Below are 16995 nucleotides of genomic sequence, written 5' to 3'. Positions count from 1 at the left end.
CTCGACGCGCCGGCGCGACTCGGGCCGCCTCTTCGTCAACCCGCGCGGCGGGCCGCTCTCGCGCCAGTCCCTCTGGGCGATCGTGCGCCACGCCGCGGCCCGCGCCGGCGTCCGGGGCCGCGTCTCGCCGCACATGCTGCGCCACTCGTTCGCGAGCCACCTGCTCGAAGGCGGCGCCGACCTCCGCTCCGTCCAGGCGATGCTCGGCCACGCCGACATCGCCACCACGCAGATCTACACCCACCTGCCGTCCTCCGCGCTCGTGCGGATGTACCGGCGGTTCCACCCGAGGGCCTGAGCGTGGCCAAGCGCGCCCACGCGTATCCGCAGGCGAGCGTCGCCGCGGGCGACGTCGTGGACGTGACGGTCGTGGCGGCGCCGCCGGCGATCACCGTCCGCGAGGCGCTCGGGCTGGCGCGCAAGCGCGACGCGGGCGTCCTCGCCGTGGGCGAGCGCTACGTCCTCCGCGAGGACCTCGCGCGCGCGAGCCTGCTCGACGCGGGCGACCTCCCGGCGGCGTCCGTCGCGCGGGCGCTGCCCTCGGTGGACGCTCGGGCGGGGGAGGTCGCGGCGCGGCGGCTGCTGCTCGCCGGCGCGCCGTGCGTGATCGTGCGCGCGCGGACGGGGCCCGTCGGCGCCGTGTCCGGCCGGGGTCCGGCGCGCGAGGCCCACGCGTCGGCAGCGGCGCGCGTCGCCCGGAGCGTCCCCGCCGAGACGCGGACCCTGCTCGAGCTGATCGGGCGGACGGCGGGCGCGCACGGCGCGCGGGCGTTCCTCGTCGGGGGCATGGTCCGCGACGTCTGGCGCGGCGGGCCGGTCGCCCGCCGCGACCTCGACGTCGTGGTCGAGGGCGACGGACCCGCGGTCGCCCGGCGGCTCGCGCGCGAGCTCGGCGGCACGCTGCGGGAGCACCAGCGCTTCCTGACGGCCTCCCTGGAGACGCCCGCCGCGGGCCGTATCGACGTGGCGACGGCGCGCGCCGAGCGGTACGAGACGCGGGGCGCGCTGCCCCGCGTGATGCCCGCCTCCATCGACGAGGACCTGCGCCGGCGTGACTTCACCGTGAACGCCATGGCGATCGAGCTCGAGTCGGGCGCCTTCGGCCTGCTCGATCCCTTCGGCGGGCGGGAGCACCTCGCGCGGGGGCGGCTCAGCGTGCTCCATCCGCTCTCGTACGTCGAGGACCCGACGCGCATGTTCCGGGCGGCGCGCTACGCCGCGCGCCTCGGCCTGGCCCCGGACCGCGCGACGCGCGCCGCCCAGGCCCTCGCGCTCAGGCTCGTGCCGTATCCCGTGCTCTCGGGCCAGCGCCTCGCCGCCGAGCTCGGGCTCGTCCTGGGCGAGGCGCGCCCGGACGCCGTGCTCGTGAAGCTCGGCGCGACGGGCGTCGGGAAACTGCTCGACCCGCGTTATCGCTTCACCGAGGCCACCCGGCGTCGCTGCGGCGCCCTCGCGGCGACGCTCGGCTGGGCGCGCGCGCGGGGCCTCGACGCGGCGCCGGTGGAGCTCGCCGCGCTCGTCCTTCTGGCCGACCAGCCGCGCGCGGTGGCGACGGCGGCGCTCGCCCGGCTCGCGTTCGCGGGCGACCCGCTCGCCCGGCTCACACGCTGCCTCGACGACGCCGCGGCGCTCGCCGGGCGCCTCGCGGCCGCGACGGCGCCGAGCGCCGTGGCGCGCGAGCTCCGGGACCGCGCGCCCATCGAGCTCGCGTGGCTCCGGCTCGCCGGCGACCCCCGCGTGGGGGCGGCGCTCGACTGGTATCTCGGCCTCGACCGGGGCCTCGTCGCGCTCACGGGGGACGACGTCGTGGCGCTCGGCGTCCCGCGGGGGCCCGGGGTGGCGCAGGTGCTCGCCGAGCTGCGCGACGGCCGCCTGGACGGGCGCCTGCGAAATCGCGCCATCGAGGTCGAATTCGTCCGACAATGGACGACGAAGGGAGGCTGAGGTGGCCACGAAATACATCTTCGTGACCGGCGGTGTCGTGTCGTCCCTGGGCAAGGGGCTCGCGGCCGCGTCGATCGGCGCGCTCCTGGAGGCGCGGGGCTTCAGGGTCACGCTCCAGAAGATGGACCCGTACATCAACGTGGACGCGGGGACGATGAGTCCCTACCAGCACGGGGAGGTCTTCGTCACCGACGACGGCGGCGAGGCCGACCTCGACCTCGGCCACTACGAGCGCTTCACGTCGGGCCGGGTGACGCGCGACCACAACGTGACGACGGGGAAGGTCTACTTCTCCGTCATCCAGAAGGAGCGGCGGGGCGACTACCTCGGGCGGACCGTCCAGGTCATCCCGCACATCACGGACGAGATCAAGGCGGCGATTCTCAGAGTGTCGCGGGGCGCGGACGTCGTGATCGTCGAGATCGGCGGGACGGTCGGCGACATCGAGGGCCTGCCGTTCCTCGAGGCCGTCCGCCAGTTCAAGAAGGACGTCGGGCGGGAGAACGTGATCTACGTGCACCTCACGCTCGTGCCCTTCATACAGGCGGCCTCGGAGCTCAAGACGAAGGCCACGCAGCACTCGGTGAAGGAGCTCCGCGCGATCGGCATCCAGCCCGACATCCTCCTCTGCCGGACGGACCGCTACCTGCCGCCCGGGATCAAGGCGAAGATCGCGCTGTTCTGCGACGTCGAGGAGGAGGCGGTCATCACCGCGAAGGACGTCGAGACGGTCTACGAGGTCCCGCTCGTGTTCCACAAGGAGGGGCTCGACGACATGGTCTCGAAGCTCCTCGGCCTCGAGCCGCGGCCGACCGACCTCACGCGCTGGGAGGCCGTCGTCAAGCGCGTGAAGTCGCCGCGCGCCGAGACGCGCATCGCGGTGGTCGGCAAGTACATCGAGATCAAGGACTCGTACAAGAGCCTCGTCGAGGCGCTCGCCCACGGCGGGATCGCGAACGAGGCGCGCGTGGACGTGCGCTGGGTGGACGCCGAGCAGGTCGAGCGCGAGGGCGCCGCGCGCCACTTCGCCGGGGTCCACGGCATCCTGGTGCCCGGCGGCTTCGGCGACCGCGGGATCGAGGGGAAGATCCAGGCGGTGCGCTATGCGCGCGAGCAGCACGTGCCGTACTTCGGGATCTGCCTCGGCATGCAGTGCGCCGTGATCGAGTTCGCCCGCCACGTCTGCGCCCTCGCCGGCGCGAACTCGGCCGAGTTCGACGCGGACGCCGCGCACAAGGTGATCGACCTCCTGCCCGAGCAGCGGACGATCGCCGACAAGGGCGGCACGATGCGCCTCGGCCTCTACCCGATCGTGCTAGGCGAGGGGAGCCTCGCCTCGCGCCTCTACGGGCAGGGGATCATCCAGGAGCGCCACCGCCACCGCTACGAGGTCAACAACGACTACCTCGCCAAGCTCGAGAAGCACGGCCTCCGGATCTCGGGCATCTGGGCGGAGAAGCAGCTCGTCGAGATCATCGAGATCCCCGAGCACCCGTACTTCGTCGCCGGCCAGTTCCATCCCGAGTTCCGCTCGCGGCCGTGGGACCCGCACCCGCTGTTCGCGGGCTTCGTCAGGGCCGCCCTCGAGCACGCCGCGACATGACGAGGCACCCGGTCGCCGTCGGGCCGGTCACCATCGGCGGCGGGGCCCCGCTCGTGCTCATCGGCGGGCCATGCGCCATCGAGGACGAGCGGCACGCCCTCATGACCGCCGAGCGGCTGGCCGCGATCGCGGCCCGGCGGCGGGTGCCCTTCATCTACAAGTCCTCCTACGACAAGGCCAACCGCTCCTCCGTCAACGGCTACCGCGGGCCCGGGCTGGTCGAGGGGCTCCGGATCCTCCGCAAGGTGCGCGAGGCGGTCGGGGTGCCGGTGCTGTCCGACGTCCACCAGGTGAGCGAGGTGGACCCGGCCGCCGAGGTCCTCGACGTGATCCAGATCCCTGCCTTCCTCTGCCGCCAGACCGACCTGGTGCTGGCCGCGGCGGCGACGGGCAAGCCGGTGAACGTCAAGAAGGGGCAGTTCGTGGCGCCGGGCGACATGCGGAACGTCGTCGACAAGATCCTGTCGAAGGGAAACGAGGCGATCCTCCTCACCGAGCGCGGCACGAGCTTCGGCTACAACAACCTCGTCGTGGACCTGCGGGGGCTCGCGCTCATGCGGGACCTCGGCTACCCGGTCGTCTTCGACGCCACGCATTCCGTCCAGCTGCCGGGCGGCGCGGGGGACCGCTCGGGCGGCGAGCGGAAGTACGTCCCCGCGCTCGCACGGGCCGCCGTCGCGTTCGGGATCGACGCGCTCTTCATGGAGATGCACGAGGACCCCGACCGCACGCTGGCCGACGGCCGCCCGCTCTCGGACGGGCCGAACATGCTGCGGATCGACGACCTGCCGCGCCTCCTCGACGAGCTGACCGCGATCGCCGCCGCTCTTCGATGAATCGCGCCATGCGGAACAGAGCCGCCACGCACCTGGAACAGGGCACGCCCCGAGTGCTACCGGGCTTGCGGCGGTCGCTGGAATGAATCGCGCCAGGCGGAACAGAGCCGCCACGCACCTGGAACAGGGCACGCCCCGAGTGCTACCGGGCTCGCGGGCCCCGCTCCAATGACCGCGCGCGACCTCCGCCGGCTCGCGGAGCGGGTGTTCCGCCTCGAGGCCGAGGCGATCCTCGGCCTCATCCCGAAGCTCGACGACCGCTTCGACCGGGCCGTCGAGCTCCTGCAGCGGTGCGCCGGCCGCGTCATCGTGACGGGCATGGGGAAGTCGGGACTCATCGGGCGGAAGATCGCCGCGACGCTCGCGTCCACGGGCACACCCGCGTACTTCCTGCATCCCGCCGAGGGCGTCCACGGCGACCTCGGCATGGTGGCGCGCGGCGACGTCGTCCTGGCGCTCTCGAACTCCGGGGAGACGGACGAGGTCCTCGCGATCCTGCCGCCGCTCAAGCGCCTCGGCGTGCCCATCATCCTCCTGACCGGCAGCCCGGCGTCCACGCTCGCGCGCGGCTGCGAGGTGGTGCTCGACGTGAGCGTGCCCGAGGAGGCGTGCCCGATGAACCTCGCGCCGACCTCGAGCACCACCGCGGCGCTGGCGGCCGGCGACGCGCTCGCCATGGTCCTCCTCGAGCTCCGGGGGCTCCGGCCCGAGGACTACGCGGCCCTGCATCCCCGCGGCACGCTTGGCTGGCGCGCTCTCTTCCGCGTCGCCGACCTCATGCACGCGGGGGACGCCGTCCCCATCGTGCGTGAGGACGCGCGCCTCAAGGACGTCATCGCCGAGATGACGCGGAAGAACTTTGGGATGACCACCGTGGTGGACGGGGCCGGGCGGCTCGTCGGGGTGTTCACCGACGGCGACCTGCGGCGTCTCCACCTCGCCGGTGAGCCCGGCGGCGAGGTGCGCGCGTCCCAGCTGGCGACGCGGGCGCCCAAGCTGATCGAGGCGAACGAGCTCGCCGCCAAGGCGCTCGACGTGATGGAGACGTTCCAGATCACGAGCCTCGTGGTCGTGGACGGCGAGCGCCGTCCCGTCGCACTGATCCGCATGCACGACATCCTGCGCGCCAAGATCGTCTAGCGTCCGCTTTTCGCTTCCCGCGCCCCGGTAGCCTGTGATAGGCTGGTATCGAAATTGCACAGCGCACCCCGACTCGACTGAGCAAACTATGGGCCGACCGTGAAATCGCGTAAATCCGGAAGCCGGAACGTTCGGCGCCTCGCTGGCGCGATCCTTGCCGTGGTCGCGCTGTTCGTGGCGGCGGTGGGCGTGACGCTCGTGGTGAAGAGCCGGATGGCGCGGGTCGAGTCCATGGGGCCCGCCACGGCGAGCGCCGACCTCCGGATCAAGGAGGCGGAGCTCGAAGAGGTGTCGGGCGGCGTCAGGTGGCGGCTCAAGGCCGAGCAGGCGCTGGTGTTCGAGGACGAGGGGCGCACGGCCCTCAAGCGGATCTCGGTGCAGGTGTTCGAGGGCGACCGGATCTGGACGATCGTGGGCGACGAGGGCGACCTCTTCCAGCAGACGAGCAACGTCGAGATCCGCCGCAACGTGGTCCTGACCTCCAACGACGGCCTGCGGCTCGAGACGAGCGTGCTCCGGTGGCAGGGGGCGGAGAGGCGGCTCTGGACGGACGCGCCCGTGCGGATGTTGCGCGAAGGCGCGGTGGCCGACGGCAGCGCGCTGGACGTGCGCATGGGAGACGAGACGACGACGATGACGGGCCGCGTGCACGCGACGTTCTCGAAGGCGCCGGGCCGGTGAGACGGCGGCGCGCGCTGCTCGCCGGCCTCGTGGCCGCCGCCCTCGCGCTCCTGCCCGCGGCCGCCGGCCCCGCCGCGCAGACGGCGGTGGCGCCGGGCCCCGTCAAGGGGAAGGACCGGGACGACCGCAGCCAGCCCCTCACCGTGGACGCCGACCGCATGGAGCGTTACGGCAAGGAGAGTCTCGTCGTCTTCACCGGCAACGTCGTCGCGCGCCAGAACAACTCCGTCCAGTACGCGGACCGCATGGAGGTCTATCTCGACGAGAAGGGCGACCGCGTGCTCCGCGCGATCTCGACCGGGGCCGTCCGGATCATCACGCGCGACTGCCGCACGGGCACCGCCCGGCGCGCCGAGTACGACGACCTCGAGCAGCGCGTCGTCCTCATCGGCAACGCCCGCGTCTGGCAGGACGACAACGTGGTGAGCGGCGACACGATCACGATCTATCTGTCCGAGGACCGCTCGATCGTCCAGGGCGCGCGCCAGGAGCGCGTGAAGGCGGTCTTCTACCCGCGCGAGGACGCCAAGAAGGACGGCCCGCCGCGGAAGGCGGGCGAGCCGTGCAAGAACTGAGCGGGCGGGACTGAGGGATGGAAGGGCTGGTCGCGCAGGGGCTCGTGAAGTGGTTCAAGAGCCGGAAGGTCGTCGACAGCGTGTCGCTCGACATCCAGCGCGGCGAGGTCGTCGGCCTCCTCGGCCCGAACGGCGCGGGCAAGACGACGTCCTTCTACATGATGGTCGGGCTCCTGCCGACGGACGGCGGGCGGATCTTCCTCGAGGGTGAGGAGATCACGCGACTGCCGATGTACCAGCGGTGCCGGATGGGGGTCGGGTACCTCCCGCAGGAATCGTCCGTCTTCCGGAAGCTCACCGTGGAGGAGAACCTTCTCGCGATCCTCGAGACGCTCGACGTCTCGGGCCCCGAGCGCCGGCAGCGGGCGCGCCAGCTCCTCGACGAGCTCGACCTGACGGCGCTCGCGCCCTATCCCGCGTACACGCTCTCGGGCGGGGAGCGGCGGCGCCTCGAGATCACGCGGGCCCTCGTCACCACGCCGCAGTACCTCCTGCTCGACGAGCCGTTCACGGGCATCGACCCGATCGCGATCGCCGACATCCAGCACATCGTCGGCCGCCTGCGCGAGCGCGGGATCGGCATCCTCATCACCGACCACAACGTGCGCGAGACGCTCGCGATCACCGACCGCGCGTACATCCTCTACGACGGCAAGATCCTCGTCTCGGGCACCGCCACCGAAATCGCCAGCAACCCGGTCGCGCGCGAGATCTACCTCGGCGACCGGTTCGCCCTCTAGGGCCGGCCGGAGACCCCACGATGGCCATGGAGGCGCGCCTCTCCCTGAAGCAGAGCCAGCGGGTCGTCATGACCCCGCTGCTCCAGCAGGCGATCCAGCTCCTGCAGCTCTCCACGCTCGAGCTCCAAGAGGTCGTCCAGAAGGAGCTCCTCGAGAACCCGCTGCTCGAGGAGATGCCGGCCGAGAACACGGAGCCCGCGGAGACCACGGAGACCACGGGAACCACGGACGCGGCGGAGGGGCCGGCGACCGCCGACGCACCGCCGACGCCGACCGTCGAGCCGATCGCCACGGAGCCCCCGCCCGTGGCCGAGCGGAAGACCGACGAGCTGCCCTACGACCCGTTCGAGGTCATGTTCGACGCCCGCGAGGAGCGCTCGCTGGTGGCCCAGGAGGACCGCGAGGACCCGCCGTTCGAGAACATGGTCCGCTCCACGTCGTCGCTCTCCGACCACCTCGAGGACCAGCTCCGGCTGGCCCTCGAGGACCCGCGCGAGCGGCGGATCGGCGAGGAGATCATCGGCAACATCGACGAGGACGGCTATCTGCGGGCCGAGCTCGGCGAGGTCGCGGAGCGGTGCCAGACCTCCAAGGAGGAGGTCGAGCGCATCCTGACCCAGGTGGTCCAGAAGTTCGACCCGACCGGCGTGGGCGCGCGGGGCATCCAGGAATGCCTGCTCATCCAGCTGCGGGCGGACCCGCCCGTGGACCCCCTGTCCGAGGAGATCATCGAGCAGCACTTCGACGACCTGAGCCGCCGGCGCTACCCGGAGATCGCGCGCGCCCTCAAGCGGCCGCTCGACCGCGTCATGGAGTCGGTCGAGGAGATCATGGGGCTCGAGCCGAAGCCCGGGCGGAGCTTCGGCGGCACCGACACCCGCTACATCGTCCCCGACGTCTTCGTCTACAAGCTCGGCAACGACTACACCGTCGTGCTCAACGAGGACGGGATCCCGCGCCTGCGCGTGAGCTCGCTCTACCGCTCGCTGCGCCACTCGCAGGACGAGAGCGCCCGGCAGTACGTGGACCAGAAGCTCCGCTCGGCGCTCTGGCTCATCAAGTCGGTGGACCAGCGGCAGCGCACGCTCCGCAAGGTCACCTCCTCGATCGTCAAGTTCCAGCGCGAGTTCTTCGACAAGGGGCTCGCGTACCTGCGGCCGCTCTCGCTGCGCGACGTCGGCGAGGACGTCAGCATGCACGAGTCCACGATCAGTCGCGTCACGACCAACAAGTACGTCGAGACGCCGCAGGGGCTGTTCGAACTGAAGTTCTTCTTCCACAGCGGGATCGCGTCGGGCGACGGCGAGATGGTCTCCTCCGTCTCGGTCAAGAAGATGATCCAGGACCTCCTGGCGGGCGAGGACGCGGCGAAGCCCCTGTCCGACCAGGAGGTGGCCTCGATCCTCAAGGGCCGCAGCCTGACGATCGCCCGGCGGACCGTCGCGAAGTACCGCGAGGAGCTCGGCATCCTGCCCTCGCACCAGCGCCGGCTGGCGCCGCGCAAGCGGTGATGGACGAACGGCTCTCGTTCGTCATCATCACCGGACTCAGCGGGGCGGGGAAGAGCTACGCGATCAAGTCGTTCGAGGACATGGGCTTCTTCTGCGTGGACAACCTGCCGACGACGCTGATCCCCACCTTCGCCGACCTCATCGCGCGCTCGGGCCAGACGATCCGGCGGGTCGCCCTCGGCGTGGACGTGCGGGAGGGCGAGTACCTCCCGCACCTGCTCGACGCGATCCGCGAGCTCCGAACGCGCAGCCACGCCGTCGAGGTGCTCTTCCTCGAGGCCGGCGAGGAGGCGCTCGTCCGCCGCTACCACGAGACGCGCCGCCGGCACCCGCTCGCGGCGGACGGGAACGTCCTCGAGGGCATCCGCGCGGAGCGCAAGGCGATGTCGAACCTGCGCGAGATCGCCGACCGGATCGTGGACACCTCCGTGCTCACGGTCCATCAACTCAAGGAGCGCCTCGTCGAGCTGTACGGGGCGCCGAAGGCGCGCGTGGGCCTCGCCACCTCGCTGGTGTCGTTCGGGTTCAAGCACGGCGTGCCCTTCGACGCCGACCTCGTGTTCGACGTCCGCTTCCTGCCGAACCCGCACTTCGTCCCCGCGCTCCGCGCGCTCGACGGACGCGACCCGCACGTGCGGGAGTTCATCATGAAGGACGCCGAGTCGCAGGCGCTGCTGGAGCACCTCAAGGAGTTTCTGAAGTTCCTGCTGCCGCGCTACGAGCGCGAGGGCAAGGCCTACCTCACGGTGGCCGTCGGCTGCACCGGCGGCCGTCACCGGTCGGTCACGCTCGCGGAGGAGCTCAGGCCGTTCCTGGACGCGCTGGGTTACGCGCCGAGCGTGGTGCATCGGGACCTGGAGCGCGAGTAGCGGCCCGTGGCGCCCGACCGGCTGGCCTTCTGCTTCGGCGTCCACAATCACCAGCCGATCGGGAACTTCGATCACGTCCTGGTCGAGGCGACCGAGCGCGCGTACCGCCCGCTGCTGGAGCGCCTCGTGGCCCGCCCCGAGATCCGACTCTCGGTCCACTGCACGGGGAGCCTCCTCCTCTGGCTCCGGGAGCACGCGCACGGGTGCTTCGATCTCCTCGGCGAGCTCGCGGGCCGGGGCCAGATCGAGCTCCTCACCGGGGGCTTCTACGAGCCCATCCTCGCAAGCCTGCCGGACGCCGACAAGCGCGGCCAGATCGAGCGGCTGAGCGCGTTCCTCCGGACCCACTTCGGCGTCCGGCCGCGCGGCATGTGGCTCGCGGAGCGCGTCTGGGAGCCGCACCTGCCGCGAGTCCTGGCCGAGGCGGGCGTCGAGTACGTCCTGCTCGACGACAGCCACTTCGCGCTGGCGGGGCTCGACGCGGACGCGCTCGGCGGCTACTACCTGACCGAGGAGCAGGGCGCGGTGGTGCGCGTCTTCCCGATCAGCCAGCGGCTCCGCTACCTGATCCCGTTCGCCGAGGTGGAGGCCGCGCTCGAGCACCTCGCGGCGCGCCGCGGCGCGGTGGCCGCCGTCACGATGGTGGACGACGGCGAGAAGTTCGGAGTCTGGCCGGGCACCCACGCCCACGTCTACGAGAAGGGATGGCTCGACCGGTTCTTCGACCGGCTCCTGGCGGCGGACTGGCTCGACCTCGTCACGCTCGCGGAGGTGGTGGACCGTGTGCCCGCGAGCGGGCGCGTGTACCTGCCGACGGCGTCCTACCGCGAGATGGGGGAATGGGCGCTGCCGCCCGACGCGGGCCGGCTCCTCGAGCGCGCCAAGCACGAGATCGCCGGTCTGGCGGAGGGCCCACGCTACGCGGCGCTGCTGCGCGGCGGCTTCTGGCGGAGCTTTCTCGTGAAGTACCCCGAGGTCGCCGACACCTACTGGAAGATGCTGCGGCTCTCGCGCGCGGTCCACGGGGCGCTCGCCGGGGCGCCCGACGACGCGCGGCTCCTCGCGGCGCGGGAAGCGCTCTGGCGCGGCCAGGCGAACGACGCCTACTGGCACGGCGTCTTCGGCGGCTGCTATCTGCCGCACCTGCGGCGCGCCGTGAAGAGCGCGCTGCTGGACTGCGAGCGGCGGCTCGCCGAGGCGGGCGACGGCGCCGACGTCGTCTGGTCGAGCGAGGACGGCAACGGCGACGGCCGCCGGGAGATCTTCGTCAGGACGCCGTCGCTCGCGGTGACGCTCCACCCCGAGGCCGGCGGCTCGGTCACAGAGATCGGCTACCTGCCGGCGGCCCTCGACGTCGCTGACGTGTTCGCGCGCCGCCCGGAGGCGTACCACGACCAGGTCCGCGCCGCCGACCGCGGGGGCGAGAGGAGTCAGGTCCGGACGATCCACGACGCGCCCGCGGCCAAGGAGGCCGGGCTCGAGGCGATCCTCGCCTACGACGAGCTGCGCCGCGCCTCGCTCCAGGAGGGCTGGTTCGAGGGGTCGGAGACGCCGCTCGACCCCCTGGCGCCCTGGGACGGCGCGCGGCTCCTCCTCGCGGGCGAGCGGCTCGGCTGGTCGGCCCGGCAGGCCGACGGCGGCGTCACGGTGACGCTTACGCGCGCTCGGGGCGCGCCGGGGCCCGTCGACGTCGAGAAGCTCGTGAGCGTGCGCGACGCGACGCTCGCCGCGGGCTACCGGCTCCGGCCCGACGGGAGCCGCGGCGTCGCCGGGCGCTGGGCGGTTCAGTGGAACCTCGCGCTCACGGCCGGCGACGCCGAGGGCCGTTATCTCGCGCTGCCGGGCCGGCCCTCGCTCGGCGGCGCGGGGCGCGTCGCGGAACTCGACGGCGTGTCGCTCGTCGACGAATGGATCGGCATCACGGCGCGGCTCGCCTGGACGCCGCCGGCGGAGCTCGCGTGGGCCCCGGTGCAGACGGTCTCCGTCTCGGAGGCCGGCTTCGAGCGGATCTACCAGGGCACGGCCCTGCTCCTCACGTGGCCCGTCGCCCTCGCGCCGGGCCAGGAGTGCCACCTTCGGGTCGAGCTCGCCGTGGGTCGGCCGTGACGCTCGACGACGCGCGGCTCCTCGAGGAACGCGACCCGCATCGCGTGCGCGAGGTCCTCGCGGCCTTCGCCGCCCAGTGTCGCGCGGCGCAGGCGCTCGCCGCCGACCCGCCCGTGCCGCGCGAGCGCCCGGCGCTCGTCGTCGTCGCGGGCATGGGCGGCTCCGCCGCGGCGGGCGACCTCCTCGCCGCATGCGCCGCCGAGCGGCTCGACGTCCCCGTCCTCGTCCACCGGGGCTACGGCCTGCCGGCGGCGGCCGGCAAGCAGGCACTCGTGATCGCCTCGTCCTATTCGGGCGAGACCGCCGAGGTGCTCTCGTCGGTCGACGCCGCGCTCTCGCGCGGCGCGGCGGTCGCCGCGATCACCTCGGGCGGTCGGCTCGCGGAGCTCGCCGGCGCGCGCCGGCTCCCGCTCGTGCGGCTGCCGGCCGGCCTCATGCCGCGCATGGCGCTCGGGTACCTCTTCCTGCCGGCGGCGCGGATCCTCGCCGCGCTCGGGCTGCCCGTCGCGACCGACGCGGAGCTCGGCGAGGCCGTCGAGGTGCTGCAGGCGCTCGCGGACGAGCTCCGCCCGGAGCGGCCGGCCGCGGCGAACGAGGCCAAGCGCCTGGCGCAGGCGCTCGACGGGCGGATGCCGGCGATCTACGGCGGACCGACGACGGGCCCGGCTGCCTACCGTTGGAAGACCGACCTCGAGGAGAACGCGAAGGTCATGGCGCTCGCCGGCACGCTCCCGGAGATGAACCACAACGAGATCGAGGCGTGGCGGGCGCCCGCGGCGCAGGCGCTCCACCTCACGCTCTTGCGGGACGACGGCGAGCCGCCCGAGATCGCGCGGCGCTTCGCGGTGCTCCGCGACCTGGTGGCGCCGGCCGCGGGGGGCGTGAGCGAGTGCCGGGCGCGGGGCGCGGGACGCACGGCGCGCCTGCTGTCGCTCGTCTACGTCGGGATGTGGGTGAGCTACTACCTGGCGCTCGCCCGCGGCGTGGATCCCTGGCCGGTCCCGCTCCTCGACGAGGTCAAGCGGCGCCTCCGCTGAGGGTGTTGCCGCATCGTCCTTGAGGGCCGCTGCGCGGACGTGTTACAGTGGCACAACTCAGATCGTCTCGAGCGAGACGACGACGCTGCGGAGGATGGCGATGGCGCGTGACGAGTACCTGTTCACGTCGGAGTCCGTGACCGAGGGTCACCCCGACAAGATCGCCGACCAGATCTCCGACGCGGTCCTGGACGCGATCATCAGCCAGGACCCGACGGGGCGCGTGGCTTGCGAGTCCCTCCTGACGACGGGGCTCGTCGTCGTCGCCGGCGAGATCACGACGTCCTGCTACGTCGACATCCCGCGCATCGCGCGGGACACGATCCGGCAGGTCGGTTACACGCGCGCGAAGTTCGGGTTCGACTCCGAGACCTGCGGCGTCATCACGGCGATCGACGAGCAGTCGAGCGACATCGCGATGGGCGTGGACAAGCTCGGCGCGGGCGACCAGGGCCTCATGTTCGGCTACGCCTGCACCGAGACGCCCGAGCTGATGCCCATGCCGATCATGCTCGCCCACAAGCTCGTCATGCGGCTCGCCGAGCGCCGGAAGTCGGGCGCGCTCGACTACCTCCGGCCCGACGGCAAGTCGCAGGTGACGGTGCGCTACGTGGACGGCAAGCCGCGCGCGGTCGAGACGGTCGTCATCTCCTCGCAGCACGGCCCCGATGTGCCGACCGAGCAGCTCCGCCAGGACATCATCGAGCAGGTCATCGTCCCGACGATCCCCGCGGAGCTCCTGGACCGGCGGCGGTGCGTCTTCCACGTGAACCCGACGGGGCGGTTTGTGACCGGCGGGCCCATGGGCGACACCGGGCTCACGGGGCGGAAGATCATCGTGGACACGTACGGCGGCTCCTGCCCGCACGGCGGCGGCGCCTTCTCCGGGAAGGACCCGACGAAGGTGGACCGTTCGGCCTGCTACATGGCGCGCCACGTGGCGAAGAACGTCGTCGCGGCGGGGCTCGCCGAGCGGGCGCAGGTCCAGGTCGCGTACGCGATCGGCGTGGCGGAGCCGGTCTCGATCATGGTCGAGACCTTCGGCACGGGGAAGGTTTCGAACCAGCAGCTCGAGGGCCTCGTGCGCCGGCACTTCGACTTCACGCCGGCCGGCATCATCAAGTACCTCGACCTGCGCCGGCCGATCTACCAGAAGACGGCGGCCTACGGCCACTTCGGACGCTCGGAGCCGGACTTCACCTGGGAACGGACGGACCGGGTGAAGGACCTCCGCGACGACGCGCGCGTGTAACGGCCGCGACCGGTCCCGCCCGATGATCGCCCACGATGTGAAGGATCTCTCGCTCGCGGCGGCCGGACGCCTCCGGATCGAGTGGGCCGAGCAGTCCATGCCCGTGCTCCGGCAGATCCGCGAGCGCTTCACGCGCGAGCAGCCGCTCAAGGGGATGCGCCTCGGCGCGTGCCTGCACGTGACGACCGAGACGGCGGTGCTGATGCTCACGCTGAAGGCCGGCGGCGCCCAGCTGGCGCTCTGCGCCTCGAACCCGCTCTCGACGCAGGACGAGACGGCGGCGGCCCTCGTGGACGCGTACGAGATCCCCGTCTACGCCCACAAGGGCGAGGACAACCAGCGCTACTACCGGCACATCGAGGCCGTGCTCGCCACGCGCCCCCAGCTCACGATGGACGACGGCGCCGACCTCATCTCGCAGCTCCACGGCGCGCGGAAGGACCTCCTCGGGGACGTCCTCGGCGGCACCGAGGAGACGACGACGGGGGTGCTCCGCCTGCGCGCGATGGAGAGGGACCGCGTCCTCGCGTTCCCCGTCATCGCCGTCAACGACGCGGACACGAAGCACCTCTTCGACAACCGCTACGGCACGGGCCAGTCCACGATCGACGGCATCCTGCGCGCGACCAACCTCCTGCTCGCCGGGCGCACGCTCGTGGTCGCGGGCTACGGGATGTGCGGCCGCGGCGTCGCCGCGCGCGCCAAGGGGATGGGCGCCCACGTCGTCGTCACCGAGGTCGAGCCGCTGCGGGCGCTCGAGGCCGTCATGGACGGCTTCCCGGTGATGCCGATGACCCGGGCGGCGGAGGTGGGCGACGTGTTCGTGACCGTCACGGGCAACACGACGGTCATGTCGAGCGACCATTTCGGCCGGCTGAAGGACGGCGCGATCCTCGCCAACGCGGGGCACTTCAACGTCGAGATCGACCTGGCGACGCTGGCCGCGATGGCCCGCGGGACGCGGACCGTCCGCCCGTTCGTGGACGAGTACACGCTCCAGAACGGCCGCCGGATCTACGTGCTCGGCGAGGGGCGCCTCATCAACCTCGCCGCCGCCGAGGGCCACCCGGCCGCCGTGATGGACATGAGCTTCGCCAACCAGGCCCTCTCGGCGGAGTACATGGTCAAGCGCGGCCGGACGCTCGAGAAACGCGTCCACGGCGTCCCGCGCGAGATCGACCTCGAGATCGCGCGGCTCAAGCTCGCGGCGCTCGGCGTCGAGATCGACGAGCTCACGGGCGCGCAGCGCGACTATCTCACCTCCTGGACCCACGGCACGTAGACCCGCCCGCCCCCGCGTCATGACCCGCGGCCAGCCCGTGATCCTGCTGCTCCTCGTGTTCCTGGCGCTCGGCCTGGTCGCGCAGGTCGTCCCGCTCTACGCCGACTGGCTCTGGTTCCAGGAGGTCGGCTACGCGGAGGTCTTCACCAAGATCCTGGCGCTCCGCGGCGCCCTCTTCGCCGTCCTGGCCCTCGGCGTGCTCGTCTTTCTCTACGTCAACCTCACGCTCGCCGTGCGCACGGCCGCGCCCGACGTGATCTGGGAGCTCGAGGACCAGCTCGGGCTGCCGGGGCGGGTGGTGATCGAGCCGCTGCTCCGCCGGTTCCTGCCGATCGTCGTCGCGGTCATCTCGCTCGCCGCCGGGCTCCGCGCCACGACCCACTGGGAGACCGTGCTCGGCTACGCGAACGCCGTGCCCTTCGGCGTCGCCGACCCGCTCTTCGGCCGCGACCTCGAGTTCTTCGTCTTCGTGCTGCCGTTCTGGCGCCTGCTGCACGGGTGGGCGATCACGCTCGTCACGGGCACGATCGTCCTGACGGTCGTGGTCTACGTGCTCCAGCGAAGCCTCGTGCTGACGACTCGGGGGCCGCGCCTCGCCGCCGGCGCCCGCACGCATCTCCTCGTCCTCGGCGCGGTGGCGCTCGGGCTCAAAGCGGTCGGCTTCTGGCTCGACCGCTTCGAGCTCGTCTTTTCTCCGCGCGGGATCGTCTTCGGCGCCGCGTACACGGACATCTACGCGTCGCTGCCGGCTCTCGGTGTCCTCGCCGTGCTCGCGGCCGTCGCCGCCGCCCTCTGCCTCGCGCAGACCGCGCGCGCCGGGCTCCGGCTCGTCGCGGGCGGGCTGATCGTCCTCACCCTCGTCTGGGTCGTCGGGCTCGGCGTGTACCCCGCGCTTCTGCAGCGGTTCAGCGTGACGCCGAACGAGCTCGTCGCCGAGCGGCCCTTCATCGGCCACAACATCCGGATGACCCGCCAGGCCTACGGCCTCGACCGGATCGAGGAGCGGAGCTTCCCGGCCGACGAGGCGCTCGACGCGCGAGCGCTCGAGCGCAATGCGACGACCGTCGAGAACATCCGGCTCTGGGACCACCGGCCGCTCCTCCGGACGTTCGGGCAGCTCCAGGAGATCCGGACCTACTACAAGTTCCTGGACGTGGACGTCGGCCGCTACACGCTCAACGGCGAGTACCGGCAGCTCATGCTCTCGGCCCGGGAGCTGTCCTATCCCCATCTCCAGTCGAGGATCTGGATCAACGAGCACCTGACGTTCACCCACGGCTACGGCGTCGTCGTGGGGCCCGTGAATCGGATCACCCCCGAGGGGTTGCCGGAATTCTTCGTGAAGGACATCCCGCCACAGTCCACCGGCGGGTTCCCCGCGGTCACGCGGCCCGAGATCTACTTCGGCGAGGTGTCGAA

At 72.2% G+C, this 16995-nt stretch carries 15 protein-coding genes; all 15 read left to right on the top strand.

Going from position 1 to position 16995, the window contains the following annotated elements:
- The coding region (locus VKG64_00285) for a tyrosine-type recombinase/integrase (protein ID HKB23459.1) at positions 1-298 on the top strand (298 nt) is incomplete at its 5' end.
- Between the two features lie 2 nt (positions 299-300).
- Entirely contained in the window at positions 301-1944 is a 1644-nt protein-coding gene (locus tag VKG64_00280) for a hypothetical protein (GenBank protein HKB23458.1), read from the top strand.
- A gap of 1 nt (position 1945) precedes the next feature.
- Positions 1946-3547, top strand: a complete 1602-nt coding sequence (locus VKG64_00275; protein ID HKB23457.1) for a CTP synthase — start codon at positions 1946-1948, stop codon at positions 3545-3547.
- Positions 3544-4383 carry a 3-deoxy-8-phosphooctulonate synthase gene (kdsA, locus tag VKG64_00270; protein ID HKB23456.1) on the top strand — a complete coding sequence of 280 codons (840 nt, stop codon included), beginning with the start codon at positions 3544-3546 and terminating at the stop codon, positions 4381-4383. The genes VKG64_00275 and kdsA overlap by 4 nt, the downstream gene beginning before the upstream one ends.
- A gap of 168 nt (positions 4384-4551) precedes the next feature.
- Complete coding sequence (locus VKG64_00265; GenBank protein HKB23455.1) at positions 4552-5523, top strand: KpsF/GutQ family sugar-phosphate isomerase; 972 nt, start codon at positions 4552-4554, stop codon at positions 5521-5523.
- Between the two features lie 159 nt (positions 5524-5682).
- Positions 5683-6204 carry an LPS export ABC transporter periplasmic protein LptC gene (lptC, locus tag VKG64_00260; protein HKB23454.1) on the top strand — a complete coding sequence of 174 codons (522 nt, stop codon included), beginning with the start codon at positions 5683-5685 and terminating at the stop codon, positions 6202-6204.
- Entirely contained in the window at positions 6201-6779 is a 579-nt protein-coding gene (lptA, locus tag VKG64_00255; GenBank protein HKB23453.1) for a lipopolysaccharide transport periplasmic protein LptA, read from the top strand. The genes lptC and lptA overlap by 4 nt, the downstream gene beginning before the upstream one ends.
- Before the next feature lie 17 nt (positions 6780-6796).
- Positions 6797-7519, top strand: a complete 723-nt coding sequence (gene lptB / locus VKG64_00250) for an LPS export ABC transporter ATP-binding protein (GenBank protein HKB23452.1) — start codon at positions 6797-6799, stop codon at positions 7517-7519.
- Between the two features lie 20 nt (positions 7520-7539).
- On the top strand, positions 7540-9030 hold the full coding sequence (gene rpoN / locus VKG64_00245) for an RNA polymerase factor sigma-54 (GenBank protein ID HKB23451.1): 1491 nt from the start codon (positions 7540-7542) through the stop codon (positions 9028-9030).
- A complete protein-coding gene (gene rapZ, locus VKG64_00240; protein HKB23450.1) occupies positions 9030-9899 on the top strand; it encodes an RNase adapter RapZ in 870 nt (289 codons plus the stop codon). Before rpoN ends, rapZ begins: the two co-directional genes overlap by 1 nt.
- Positions 9900-9905: 6 nt before the next feature.
- Positions 9906-12005, top strand: a complete 2100-nt coding sequence (locus tag VKG64_00235; protein ID HKB23449.1) for an alpha-amylase/4-alpha-glucanotransferase domain-containing protein — start codon at positions 9906-9908, stop codon at positions 12003-12005.
- Positions 12002-13042, top strand: a complete 1041-nt coding sequence (locus VKG64_00230; GenBank protein HKB23448.1) for a bifunctional phosphoglucose/phosphomannose isomerase — start codon at positions 12002-12004, stop codon at positions 13040-13042. The genes VKG64_00235 and VKG64_00230 overlap by 4 nt, the downstream gene beginning before the upstream one ends.
- A 100-nt stretch (positions 13043-13142) precedes the next feature.
- Positions 13143-14294, top strand: a complete 1152-nt coding sequence (gene metK / locus VKG64_00225) for a methionine adenosyltransferase (GenBank protein HKB23447.1) — start codon at positions 13143-13145, stop codon at positions 14292-14294.
- 25 nt (positions 14295-14319) lie between these two features.
- On the top strand, positions 14320-15576 hold the full coding sequence (gene ahcY / locus VKG64_00220) for an adenosylhomocysteinase (protein HKB23446.1): 1257 nt from the start codon (positions 14320-14322) through the stop codon (positions 15574-15576).
- Positions 15577-15595: 19 nt separating this feature from the next.
- A partial coding sequence (locus tag VKG64_00215; protein ID HKB23445.1) for a UPF0182 family protein occupies positions 15596-16995 on the top strand: 1400 nt, incomplete at its 3' end.

Source organism: Candidatus Methylomirabilota bacterium, assembly GCA_035260325.1.
GTDB lineage: Bacteria > Methylomirabilota > Methylomirabilia > Rokubacteriales > CSP1-6 > AR19.
Note: the sequence above shows the minus strand (reverse complement) of the source record. Positions and strands in the feature narration are given on the sequence as shown.